Origin of the sequence: Pseudomonas sp. Seg1 (assembly GCF_018326005.1) — a bacterium.
Lineage (GTDB): Bacteria > Pseudomonadota > Gammaproteobacteria > Pseudomonadales > Pseudomonadaceae > Aquipseudomonas.
The window spans coordinates 1,026,869-1,039,179 of sequence record NZ_AP021903.1; the positions used below are offsets into that span (position 1 = coordinate 1,026,869).

The 12,311-nt window shown below is 59.7% G+C and carries 11 protein-coding genes; 7 read left to right on the forward strand and 4 right to left on the reverse strand.

The annotated features are described in order from the left end of the window. Positions 1–42: 42 nt before the first annotated feature. Together KI231_RS04350 and KI231_RS04355 are read left to right on the forward strand one after the other, a co-directional pair. On the forward strand, positions 43–1,770 hold the full coding sequence (locus KI231_RS04350; RefSeq protein ID WP_103303142.1) for an ABC transporter ATP-binding protein/permease: 1,728 nt from the start codon (positions 43–45) through the stop codon (positions 1,768–1,770). Positions 1,771–1,960: 190 nt separating this feature from the next. Then, complete coding sequence (locus KI231_RS04355; RefSeq protein ID WP_103303141.1) at positions 1,961–2,707, forward strand: FadR/GntR family transcriptional regulator; 747 nt, start codon at positions 1,961–1,963, stop codon at positions 2,705–2,707. Between the two features lie 7 nt (positions 2,708–2,714). Here KI231_RS04355 and KI231_RS04360 read toward each other — a convergent pair whose 3' ends face one another. The 4 genes from KI231_RS04360 to KI231_RS04375 all read right to left on the reverse strand — a co-directional run bounded on the left by KI231_RS04360 (position 2,715) and on the right by KI231_RS04375 (position 5,317). After that, on the reverse strand, positions 2,715–3,068 hold the full coding sequence (locus tag KI231_RS04360) for a hypothetical protein (protein WP_213027547.1): 354 nt from the start codon (positions 3,066–3,068) through the stop codon (positions 2,715–2,717). 198 nt (positions 3,069–3,266) lie between these two features. Further along, positions 3,267–3,641: a hypothetical protein gene (locus KI231_RS04365; protein WP_213027548.1), complete on the reverse strand. Its 375-nt coding sequence runs from the start codon at positions 3,639–3,641 to the stop codon at positions 3,267–3,269. 168 nt (positions 3,642–3,809) lie between these two features. After that, positions 3,810–4,001, reverse strand: coding sequence for a hypothetical protein (locus KI231_RS04370; protein WP_213027549.1), 192 nt, complete (start codon positions 3,999–4,001; stop codon positions 3,810–3,812). An 11-nt stretch (positions 4,002–4,012) separates the two neighbouring features. Then, positions 4,013–5,317 carry a phospholipase gene (locus KI231_RS04375; RefSeq protein ID WP_213027550.1) on the reverse strand — a complete coding sequence of 435 codons (1,305 nt, stop codon included), beginning with the start codon at positions 5,315–5,317 and terminating at the stop codon, positions 4,013–4,015. A 237-nt stretch (positions 5,318–5,554) separates the two neighbouring features. Between KI231_RS04375 and kdgD the strand changes: the two genes are divergently transcribed. The 5 genes from kdgD to KI231_RS04400 all read left to right on the forward strand — a co-directional run bounded on the left by kdgD (position 5,555) and on the right by KI231_RS04400 (position 12,255). Then, positions 5,555–6,466, forward strand: a complete 912-nt coding sequence (gene kdgD / locus KI231_RS04380; protein ID WP_103303136.1) for a 5-dehydro-4-deoxyglucarate dehydratase — start codon at positions 5,555–5,557, stop codon at positions 6,464–6,466. Positions 6,467–6,540: 74 nt separating this feature from the next. Then, on the forward strand, positions 6,541–7,986 hold the full coding sequence (locus KI231_RS04385) for an aldehyde dehydrogenase family protein (RefSeq protein ID WP_103303135.1): 1,446 nt from the start codon (positions 6,541–6,543) through the stop codon (positions 7,984–7,986). Positions 7,987–8,145: 159 nt separating this feature from the next. Beyond that, positions 8,146–9,510: an MFS transporter gene (locus KI231_RS04390; RefSeq protein ID WP_103303134.1), complete on the forward strand. Its 1,365-nt coding sequence runs from the start codon at positions 8,146–8,148 to the stop codon at positions 9,508–9,510. An 11-nt stretch (positions 9,511–9,521) separates the two neighbouring features. Then, the gene (gene garD, locus KI231_RS04395; RefSeq protein ID WP_213027551.1) at positions 9,522–11,075 is read left to right on the forward strand and encodes a galactarate dehydratase; all 1,554 of its coding nucleotides are present in this window, start codon (positions 9,522–9,524) and stop codon (positions 11,073–11,075) included. Between the two features lie 238 nt (positions 11,076–11,313). Next, positions 11,314–12,255: an AEC family transporter gene (locus KI231_RS04400; RefSeq protein WP_103303132.1), complete on the forward strand. Its 942-nt coding sequence runs from the start codon at positions 11,314–11,316 to the stop codon at positions 12,253–12,255. Positions 12,256–12,311 lie beyond the last annotated feature (56 nt).

A 12,311-nucleotide genomic window follows, 5' to 3' on the forward strand; every position in this document is an offset into this window, starting at 1 on the left:
TGATCGGTGCGTGTCTGTTCTTTTCTATATCGAGCCTTATCCATGAATCAGAACGCTGAATATTCCGCGGTCAACGATGCTGTGCGCGGGCAGTTTTTTCGCAAGGTGTGGGCGATCATCACGCCGTACTGGCGCAGTGAAGAGAAGGGCAAGGCCTGGACGCTGCTGATTGCAGTGATCGCACTCTCGCTGGTCAGTGTGGGCATCTCGGTGTGGTTCAACACCTGGTATAAGGACTTCTACAACGCGCTGCAGAAGAAGGACGAAGCGGCGTTCTGGCATTTGATTCTGTATTTCTGCGGCATCGCCGCCGTGGCGATTGTCGGTGCGGTGTACAGGCTCTACCTGACTCAGATGCTGACGATTCGCTGGCGGGCCTGGCTCACCGAAAAGCATTTTTCCCGTTGGCTTGCCGACAAGAATTACTACCAGCTGGAGCAGGGCGGTTACACCGATAACCCGGACCAGCGGATTTCCGAGGACCTCAACAAGTTCACCGCCACCACCTTGAGCCTGGGTATTGGCTTGCTGAGCAATGTCGTCAGTCTGGTGTCTTTTTCGATCATCCTCTGGGGCGTATCGGGCAGCATCGAAGTGTTCGGAGTTACGATTCCCGGCTACATGTTCTGGTGTGTGCTGGTTTATGCAGTGGTGGGTAGTTGGCTGACGCATTTGATCGGTCGGCGCCTGATCGGCCTGAACAACAGACAACAACGTTTCGAAGCTGACCTGCGATTCTCCATGGTCCGGATCCGCGAGAACGCCGAGAGTATCGCGTTGTACAACGGCGAGCCGAACGAGAACCGCCGGTTGAGTAGCCGTTTCGGCATGGTCTGGCACAACTTCTGGGACATCATGAAAGTGTCCAAGCGCCTGACCTTCTTTACCGCCGGTTACAGCCAGGCAGCCGTTATCTTTCCATTCATCGTCGCGGCGCCGCGCTACTTCGCCGGCAAGATCGAACTCGGTGAACTGATGCAGATCAGCTCCGCATTCGGCAACGTTCAAGAGAGTTTCAGTTGGTTCATCAGCGCCTATCAGGAACTCGCCTCGTGGCGCGCCACCTGTGATCGTCTGCTGAGTTTCCGTCAGGCCATGAGCGACAACGAGGAGCGGATTCCGGCCATCGATGTGCAAAACCAGGGCAGCGAATTGAAGGTGCATAACCTCGGGCTGGACCTGGCTGACGGTCGTCATCTGCTGACCAGCGGCGACATGACTGTGGAACAGGGCGACCGGGTGATGCTCAGCGGTCGTTCCGGCAGCGGTAAGTCCACGCTGTTCCGGGCGATGGGGCATTTGTGGCCGGCGGGCCACGGCAATATTCGTTTGCCGGCGGCGCGTTATCTGTTCCTGCCGCAGAAACCCTATCTGCCGATCGGAACCTTGCGCGAAGCGCTGAGTTATCCACAACCGGGCGACACCTACCCGCAGGAACGCTACGAGCAAGTGCTGCAAACCTGTCGCTTGCCGCACCTCGTGGCGCGGCTGGATGAAGCCAATCACTGGCAGCGCATGCTGTCGCCGGGCGAACAGCAACGGCTAGCCTTCGCTCGCGCACTGCTTTACGCACCGCAATGGCTGTACATGGATGAGGCGACATCGGCGATGGATGAGGAAGACGAAGCGACGCTGTATCAGGCGCTGATCGATCAGCTGCCGGGGCTGAGCATCGTCAGCGTCGGGCATCGCAGCAGCCTCAAGCGCTTCCACCCACGGCATGTGCGGATCGACAGCGGCCATTTGGTCGAACAAACCGTGACCGCTTGACCCTGCACGGAACCTGTGGGAGCTGGCTTGCCAGCGATGGCGTCGGATCAGTCGACACCTTTATGACTGATATGGCCCCATCGCTGGCAAGCCAGCTCCCACAGGGATGGTGTTGTGAGTGGCGAGTGATCGTACAACCCGCTTGCGCTATGATGCCGACCAAGTCGAACTTTCGAGACAAGACGTAAACATGGAAAACCCGATCAACACCCCGCGCCTCCCGCGCAAGCGTCGCAGCCTGGCTCAGGAACTGGTGACGGTGCTGAGCGAGCAGATCCGTGACGGCCTGCTCAAGCGTGGCGACAAACTGCCCACCGAGTCGGCGATCATGGAAGCCCATGGCGTCAGCCGCACGGTGGTGCGCGAGGCGATTTCCCGTTTGCAGGCCGCCGGCCAGGTGGAAACCCGCCACGGCATCGGCACCTTCGTGCTCGACACCCCGAGCCCGAGTGGCTTTCGCATCGACCCGGCCACCGTCGTCACCCTGCGTGATGTGTTGGCCATTCTCGAATTACGTATCAGCCTTGAAGTCGAATCCGCCGGCCTTGCCGCGCAACGCCGCAGCCCCGAGCAACTGGCGACCATGCGCGCCGCCCTCGATGCGCTGAACGACAGCGTTGCCCATGCCAGCGACGCCGTGGCTTCGGACTTCGCTTTCCACCTGGAAATCGCCTTGTCCACCGGCAACCGCTATTTCACCGACATCATGACCCACCTGGGCACCAGCATCATTCCGCGCACGCGGCTGAATTCGGCACGCCTGGCCCATGATGATCAGCAGCACTACATGAATCGCCTGAGCCGCGAGCACGAAGAAATCTACGAGGCGATTGCTCGTCAGGATTCCGATGCCGCTCGTGCGGCCATGCGCCTGCATTTGACCAACAGTCGCGAAAGACTGCGCCAGGCCCATGAAGAGGCGCAGGCGCAGGGGTGAATGCTGGTTAGCGTTCGAGGTGCACAGTCAGAGGGGCGGATTCCGCTGGCTGGTGCGCTACTGCCGTAACAACATAGTGCAGCTTGGCAGTGGCATCCTGTACGAGGTTTTTCTCAAAGACATCTTTGGGAATGGCGAATGTGAGAGGCTTTCCTACCTGGGCAGCGGTCACTACTTTTTGTTCTCCAAAACTGTTGCCGGTAGAAGTGGATACCTGAATCTTCACGATGTCGCCGACAGTCTGGTTTGTGTAAGTGTCTACCAGAACAGTGGCATGTCCTTCCAGCTTGTGAACGTGGAGTACCCCGTTCTCGGTTTCCTTGAGTTGTGGAGCAGCCAACGCTTTTACTTGTGCAGTCATGATCAAATTCCTTTTCGCTTTCAATTCAAACCGTTGAATGAGCGCAAGTTGCGGCGTTGCGCTGTCGGAGCCAGTTCGTTAACTCCTCAGCCATTAAGGCCGGGATCGGGTATGGCTGGCACCCGTAAGAAATACCAGTCCCGACGAACGGTCGATTTCAGTTAAAAGGCACGCCCGATCAACAGGCACGTCAGGAAATCAGGCTTCGATATGCAGTATCAGAGGCGCCGAACACGGCTCCATGCTCGATTCATCCTGAAACTTGTAGCGCAGTTCAATTTCGGTGTTCAGGTACGCCTTCAGTACCTCCTTCGGTATCTGCAATTCGATGCCCGTCAGTTTTTCCATTTCATCCTCGGCGTCATCCCAGGCGCCGGTGTCGACTTTTTCGCCTGCCCAATCGGGCTCTTCGGGGTCGTCGCCGAGAATGGCGTAGACGCTCCAGTTCGCTGCAAAGTCGCTGGAGTCCGGCACCTGAATAATCAGGTCGTCGCTCAGCAGAGACAGGTTCACGGTGGCCGTTTCTGGCGAATGCGGCAGACATTGCGGCAGTGTTGGCGGGGCAAAAGTCATGAGGGGGGCGCTCTCCGTGCGAGGTGGGCCGTGATCCATTCACGGCGGTTCTGCACGGTAAGAGAATTTCCCGAAGCGAGTTTTAAACCGTCTATTTCCAGCCATTTCAAAAGCCCCCCGGTAGGAGCTGCCGCAGCCAGCGGCAGCTCCTACCGGAGGCGGCTGGTGTCAGTGTGGCGGCAGGATTGAGCGGTCAACCCTGACGGCGAGGGGGCCGTTGGCGGGCTTGGCATCAAAAGTTGCGTAACCCTGGGCATCCACGGTTGCACGGGCAATCGGTAGCCCCTTGGCCAACAGTTCCAGCGGCGCACCCTTCAGCGATTGGCCCGAGGCCAGTTCCAGTTTCAATTTGATCGTCATCGCATCTCTCCTTAATTGACGTTGCCGGTCGGGTGGTAATCCTTGAGCAGCAGGTAAGTGCTCCAGCCCCACCAGTCATCGACGGTGGCACTGTCGTTGAGGTTGTTGACGTCTTTGCGGCGCAGCACTTTGCTGCCCTCAGTGCGGAACAGCGGCGAGAAGTTGTTCGTCAGGTTCAGCACCGCCGTCAGGTCCGGCAGGCGTTGCAGTGCGGCGAATGTCGAAGGGGCCGGCAGATTGCCGCTGAGGTAGGCGGCAAATACCTCGTCCGCCGAGGTCTGTACCGCTTGATTGACCTGAGTGCGATTGTCGGCGTCGCTCGCGTCGAAGTAGCGCTTGTCGCCATAGGCGCGCCACTGATCGCCATGCCCGTTGCGTACCTTGAGACCGAACTTGCTGTCCTCGTCGTGCATGAACCGCGTGATCAACGAGCCCAGATCACTCGGGGTCACCACTGCGGCGAGTTCTTTGCGCGGCACCCGCAAATGGCCGGAGGAAAACAGGTCGGTGAGGAAGTGGTCGGCAAACGCGTTCATGGCGTAAGCCCGTTCCAATTGTTGTTCATCGTGATTGGCGCGGGCGACGATTGCCGTTTGCAGCGCGGCGGTGTGCCCGGCGATGTAGGCGAGTTTTGCCCATTCGCCAAAATGGTCGGCATTGTTCGCCGCCAGTTTCAGGTAGCGCCCGAGCGGGAACAGCGCGGAGACGAAACTGCCGCCGCCGGTGATCTTGTTCCACTCTTCGGACAACGTATCTCCCAGCGCGTCGTAGGCTTCGTGCGGTTGTTTACCGTCCTTGATTGCCTGTTTAACCGCGTCGATCTCTCTCTTCATCACCGCGAGAATCTGCGTGGCTTCGGCACGCGCCGCCGGCAGTGCCGCGAGCGAGTCGAAAGCGGCGTTGAAGCGCTGCAGGCGATCCACCGGGGTGGCGCCTTCGCTGATCGGGCGATCCGGGATGCCGTAGAAATCACCGCCCAGTGCCAGCATTTGGCCGTAGGTCAGCGCCAGGCCATTCGGCAGATGCAATGGCACGTTCTGGGCGAGCAGCGGTTGCGCATTCTCGACGAAGCGCAACAGCGTGTTATCGCCGATGGCCGTGTGTTCGCCGCCCTCGAAGCGTGCTTGCGGCCGGCCTTTCAAGGCATTGCCGGGGAGGGCGGTGACCGGTTCGACATCGCTGTGAGCGTCGGCGATGTGCAGCACCAGATGCGCATTGTCGGCGATGAAGGCGATGCCGGTTGCAGTGAACAGATCATCAAAACGGGCGATCACCGGTGTGGGTTTTTCCTGTGGTTTCGGGTGAAGTCCGGACATTTCTTTCTCCTTGATATGTCGTCGGTAGATTCTTATTTAACTGTATGTATATACAGTTAAATCGAGCCTAGCCAAGAAATTTCCTACGTCAAGAAAGAATCTTGTCCGACAAAAAGTCCGCGTCAGCGATGAAATGCAGTTGACGGTTATCTTTTAAGTTGTACGATGACCTACAACTTCAGCGCTGGCTGAACCATAAAACTCACAAAAATTGTTGCTACCCAGGGTGTTCGAAAAATGAATCCACAAGAACTGAAGTCCATCCTCTCCGCCGGCCTGCTGTCCTTCCCGGTCACCGATTTCAACGCGCAGGGCGATTTCAACCGCGCTGGCTACATCAAACGTCTGGAATGGCTGGCTCCTTATGGCGCTTCGGCTCTGTTCGCCGCCGGTGGCACCGGTGAGTTCTTCTCCTTGGCCGCCAGCGAATATTCGGAAATCATCAAGACTGCCGTCGACACTTGCGCCACCAGCGTGCCGATTCTGGCCGGTGTCGGCGGTTCGACCCGTCAGGCCATCGAGTATGCGCAGGAAGCCGAGCGTCTGGGCGCCAAAGGTCTGTTGCTGCTGCCGCACTACCTGACCGAAGCGAGTCAGGACGGCGTGGCCGCTCACGTTGAAGCGGTGTGCAAATCGGTCAACATCGGCGTGGTGGTCTACAACCGTAACGTCTGCCGCCTGACCGCTCCGCTGCTGGAACGTCTGGCCGAACGCTGCCCGAATCTGATCGGCTACAAGGATGGTTTGGGCGATATCGAGTTGATGGTGTCGATCCGTCGCCGCCTCGGTGACCGCTTCAGCTACCTGGGTGGTCTGCCGACCGCCGAAGTCTACGCCGCTGCCTACAAGGCGCTGGGCGTGCCGGTTTACTCCTCGGCGGTGTTCAACTTCATTCCGAAAACCGCGATGGATTTCTACCACGCCATCGCCCGTGAAGATCACGCCACCGTCGGCAAGATCATTGACGACTTCTTCCTGCCGTACCTGGACATTCGCAACCGCAAGGCCGGTTACGCCGTGAGCATCGTCAAGGCAGGCGCAAAAATCGCCGGCCATGACGCAGGCCCGGTGCGCGCGCCGCTGACCGATCTGACGGGCGAAGAGTACGAAATGCTCGCCGCGCTGATCGACAAGCAAGGTGCGCAGTAACACCCCACAAAAGCGAGGCCGCTGAGCAATCAGCGGCTTTTTGCGTGAAGGCTTTTAGATTCGAGGGCAGTCCCGTGGCAGATGCAAAACGCTTCGACAACTACATCAACGGTGAATGGGTCGCCGCTGCCGATTACTCGGCCAACATCAATCCGTCCGAACTGAGCGACACCATTGGCGATTACGCCAAGGCAGATCTGGCGCAGGTCAACGCGGCCATCGAGGCTGCCCGCGCGGCGTTCCCGGCCTGGTCGACGTCGGGCATCCAGGCCCGTCACGATTCGCTGGATAAAGTCGGCACCGAGATTCTGGCTCGTCGCGAAGAACTCGGCACCTTGCTGGCGCGGGAAGAGGGCAAGACCCTGCCCGAGGCCATTGGCGAAGTAACCCGCGCCGGCAACATCTTCAAGTTCTTCGCCGGTGAGTGCCTGCGTCTGTCCGGCGATTACGTGCCGTCGGTGCGTCCGGGCGTCAACGTTGAAGTGACCCGCGAAGCGCTAGGCGTGGTCGGTCTGATCACCCCGTGGAATTTCCCGATTGCCATTCCGTCGTGGAAAATCGCCCCGGCCTTGGCCTACGGCAACTGCGTGGTACTGAAACCGGCGGATCTGGTGCCGGGCTGTGCCTGGGCCCTGGCCGAAATCATCTCCCGCGCAGGCTTCCCGGCCGGCGTGTTCAACCTGGTGATGGGCAGCGGTCGCGTGGTTGGCGAAGCGCTGGTCAACAGCCCGAAAGTCGATGGCATCAGCTTCACCGGTTCGGTCGGCGTGGGCCGGCAGATCGCGGTCAACTGCGTTTCCCGTCAGGCCAAGGTGCAGCTGGAAATGGGCGGCAAGAACCCGCAGATCATTCTCGACGACGCCGACCTCAAGCAAGCGGTCGAGCTGTCGGTGCAGAGCGCGTTCTACTCCACCGGTCAGCGTTGCACCGCGTCGAGCCGCCTTATCGTCACCGCCGGGATTCACGACAAGTTCGTTGAAGCCATGGCCGAACGCATGAAGTCGATCAAGGTTGGCCACGCGCTTAAATCCGGCACCGATATCGGCCCGGTGGTTTCGCAAGCTCAGCTTGAACAGGACATGAAGTACATCGACATCGGCCAGTCCGAAGGTGCGCGGCTGGTCAGCGGCGGTGGTCTGGTGACGTGTGACACCGAAGGCTATTTCCTTGCGCCAACGCTGTTTGCCGACAGCGAGGCGTCGATGCGCATCAGCCGCGAAGAGATTTTCGGCCCGGTGGCCAACATCGTTCGCGTCGCCGATTACGACGCGGCACTGGCCATGGCCAACGACACCGAATTCGGTTTGTCGGCGGGTATTGCGACCACGTCGTTGAAATACGCCAACCACTTCAAGCGCCACTCCCAGGCCGGGATGGTGATGGTCAACCTGCCGACGGCCGGCGTCGATTACCACGTTCCGTTCGGTGGCCGTAAGGGCTCATCCTATGGCTCACGTGAGCAAGGCCGCTATGCGCAGGAGTTCTACACGGTCGTGAAGACCAGTTACATCGGTTCCTGATCCACGCAATACCTGTGGGAGCTGGCTTGCCAGCGATGCGGGCGATTCGGTATGTCAGTCGCACCGCGGTGATGCCATCGCCGGCAAGCCGGCTCCCACAAAAGCCAGACCCAAGAAGATTCACCCGCGCATAAAAATAATCAGTGGGAGTACATCTACATGCAATCGTCCAAGCCGACTCACGTCCGCTATTTGATCCTGCTCATGTTGTTTCTGGTGACCACGATCAACTACGCCGACCGCGCGACCATCGCCATCGCCGGTTCCAGCCTGCAAAAAGACCTCGGTATCGACGCGGTCACCCTCGGTTATATCTTCTCCGCATTCGGTTGGGCCTACGTCGCCGGGCAAATTCCCGGTGGCTGGCTGCTCGATCGCTTCGGCTCGAAAAAAGTCTATGCGCTGAGCATTTTCACCTGGTCGCTGTTCACCGTGCTGCAAGGCTTTGTCGGTGAATTCGGCATGTCCACGGCGATTGTTGCGCTGTTCATGCTGCGCTTTCTGGTGGGCTTGGCCGAAGCGCCATCGTTCCCCGGCAACGCGCGCATTGTCGCGGCGTGGTTCCCGACGGCTGAACGCGGTACCGCTTCGGCGATCTTCAACTCGGCGCAATACTTCGCCACCGTGCTGTTCGCACCGTTGATGGGCTGGATCGTTTACAGCTTTGGCTGGGAGCACGTGTTCATTGTCATGGGCCTGTTCGGCATCGTCTTCTCGGGGATCTGGCTGAAGGTTATCCACAGCCCGCGTCAACACCCCATGGCCAACGATGCGGAGGTACAGTTCATTGCCGACAACGGCGGCATGGTCGACATGGACCAGAACAAAGGCAAAAAGGCTGACGGTCCGAAGTGGGATTACATCCGCCAGTTGCTGACCAACCGCATGATGCTCGGCGTCTATTTGGGCCAGTACTGCATCAACGGCATCACTTATTTCTTCCTGACCTGGTTCCCGGTGTACCTGGTGCAAGAACGTGGCATGACCATTCTCAAGGCCGGTTTCATCGCCTCGTTGCCGGCGATCTGCGGTTTTATCGGCGGCGTACTCGGCGGGGTGATTTCCGATTACCTGCTGCGCAAGGGCCACTCGCTGACCTTCGCCCGCAAGGCTCCGATCATTGCCGGCCTGCTGGTATCGAGCAGCATCGTTGCCTGCAACTATGTCGACGTTGAATGGATGGTGGTTGGCTTCATGGCTTTGGCCTTCTTCGGCAAAGGCGTTGGCGCGCTGGGCTGGGCAGTGGTCTCCGACACCTCGCCAAAACAGATCGCGGGTCTGAGCGGTGGCCTGTTCAACACCTTCGGCAACATCGCTTCGATCACCACGCCGATCGTGATTGGCTACATCATCAGCTCCACCGGTTCATTCAAATGGGCGCTGGTGTTCGTCGGGGCCAACGCACTGGTCGCAGTGTTCAGCTATCTGGTGATCGTCGGCCCGATCAAACGGGTGGTACTCAAGGAGCCGCCAACCAACGGCGGTACTGAAGCCACCGGCAAATTGTCTCAAGCGCATTCCTGAGGAGCGGCGTCATGCAGTTGATTGAACATTCCGACTCGCCGCGCTACATCCGCCTGCACGAGCGGGACAATGTGGTGGTTGTAGTCAACGACCAGGGTGTACCGGCCGGTACCGAATTCGCCGATGGCCTGGTGACCGTGGATTTTGTGCCGCAGAGCCACAAGGTCACCCTCGAAGACATTGCCGAGGGCGGCCAGGTGATTCGCTACGGCCAGATCATTGGCTACGCGTTGCAGCCGATCCGCCGGGGCAGTTGGGTCAAGGAAGATCAACTACGCATGCCGACCGCGCCGCCGCTGGACAGCCTGCCGCTGTCCACCGAGGTGCCGGTCGCGCAGGCACCGCTCGAAGGCTTCACATTCGAGGGGTATCGCAACGCCGACGGCACCGTCGGCACGCGCAACATTCTCGGGATCACCACCACTGTGCAGTGCGTCACCGGTGTGCTCGATCATGCGGTGAAACGGATCAAGGAAGAGTTGCTGCCGAAGTACCCGCACGTTGATGACGTGGTGGCGCTGACCCACAGTTATGGTTGCGGCGTGGCGATTACCGCTACCGACGCGTACATCCCGATTCGCACCGTGCGCAATCTGGCGCGCAACCCGAACCTCGGTGGAGAGGCGCTGGTGATCAGTCTGGGCTGCGAGAAATTACAGGCCGGGCAGGTGATGCATGAGAACGATGCGTCGGTCGATCTCAGTGATCCATGGCTGTATCGCTTGCAGGATTCCAGTCACGGCTTCACCGAGATGATCGAGCAGATCATGGCGCTGGCCGAAGTCCGACTGAAGAAGCTCGACCAGCGCCGCCGCGAAACCGTGCCGGCGTCCGAGCTGATCCTCGGCATGCAGTGCGGCGGCAGCGATGCGTTTTCCGGTATTACCGCCAACCCGGCGCTGGGCTATGCCTCGGACTTGTTGTTGCGCGCGGGGGCGACGGTGATGTTTTCCGAAGTCACCGAAGTGCGCGACGCGATTTATCTGCTGACCTCGCGCGCCGAAAGCAAAACCGTCGCCGAGGAACTGGTACGCGAAATGGATTGGTACGACCGTTATCTGGCCAAGGGCGAAGCGGATCGCAGCGCAAACACCACGCCGGGCAACAAGAAGGGCGGGTTGTCGAACATCGTCGAGAAGTCGTTGGGCTCGATCGTCAAATCCGGTAGCAGCGCGATCAACGGCGTGCTCGGCCCGGGCGAACGGTTCAAGCAGAAAGGTCTGATCTTCTGCGCGACCCCGGCCAGTGATTTTGTCTGCGGGACATTGCAACTGGCGGCCGGGATGAACCTGCATGTGTTTACCACCGGGCGTGGCACGCCGTATGGTCTGGCGATGGCGCCGGTGGTGAAGGTCTCGACGCGCACGGAATTGGCACAGCGCTGGCCGGATTTGATTGATATCGACGCCGGGCGGATTGCCACCGGGCGCGCGACCATCGAGGAATTGGGCTGGGAGTTGTTTCACTATTACTTGGATGTCGCCAGCGGCAAACAGCAGACGTGGGCGGAGAAGCACAAGCTGCATAACGACATTACTCTGTTCAATCCTGCGCCGATTACTTGAGACGGCGTTACCGTTCTTCGCGAGCAGGCTCGCTCCCACATTCGACCGCGTTCTGTCTGTGCGAATGCGATTGATCGTTCCCACGCTCCGCGTGGGAATGCAGCCCAGGACGCTCCGCGTCCCAAAAGCGTGACGCGGAGCGTCACAGGAGGCGTTCCCACGCAGAGCGTGGGAACGATCGGGGTGAAAGTGGCTTATCATTAGCCCCCTAACGACGCTCACCCAAGGCTCCCCCGGCATGCTGGCAATTTTCCTCGAAACCCTGAACATCACCGCGCCGGTGTTTGCCATGCTGTTTCTCGGTGTGCTGCTCAAGCGCATCGACTGGATCAACGACAACTTCATCCACACGGCCTCGTCGCTGGTGTTCAACGTCAGCATGCCGGCGCTGCTGTTCCTCGGCATCCTCCACGCGGACCTGCACGCCGCGCTGCAACCGGCGCTGCTGATCTACTTCGCCGTCGCCACGCTGGCGAGTTTTGCCGTGGCCTGGGGCTGGGCGATTTTCCGCTGTCCGCGTGAGGATCGCGGCATCTACACCCAAGGCGCGTTTCGCGGCAACAACGGCGTGATCGGTCTGGCGCTGGCCGCGAGCATGTATGGCGATTACGGGATTTCCCTCGGCGCGATTCTCGCGGCACTGGTAATCCTGTTCTACAACACGCTGTCGACCATCGTGCTGGCGGTGTACAGCCCGGTGATCAAGTCCGATCCGTGGAGCATCTGCAAAAGTGTGTTCAGCAATCCATTGATCATCAGCGTGATCGCGGCGGCGCCGTTTGCCTACTTCAAGATCAGTCTGCCGGGCTGGCTGGAAACGTCCGGCCAGTATCTGGCGCAAACCACCTTGCCGCTGGCGCTGATCTGCATCGGCGGGACGCTATCGCTGGCGGCGCTGCGTCAGAGCGGCAACATGGCGCTCAGTTCGAGTCTGGTGAAGATGATCGGCCTGCCGGTGCTGGCGACCCTCGGCGCCTGGCTGTGCGGGTTTCGCGGGGCCGAGCTGGGGATTCTGTTTCTGTACTTCGGCAGCCCGACGGCAGCGGCCAGTTTTGTCATGGCCCGGGCGGCGCAGGGCAATCATGAACTGGCGGCGGCAATCATTGTGATCACCACGTTGATGGCGGCGATTACCACCAATGTCGGGATCTTTCTGTTGCAGTGGGGTGGGTGGATCTGACCGAAAGATTTTCGGCGATTTTTCCGGCCTCATCGCGGGCAAGCCCGCTCCCACAG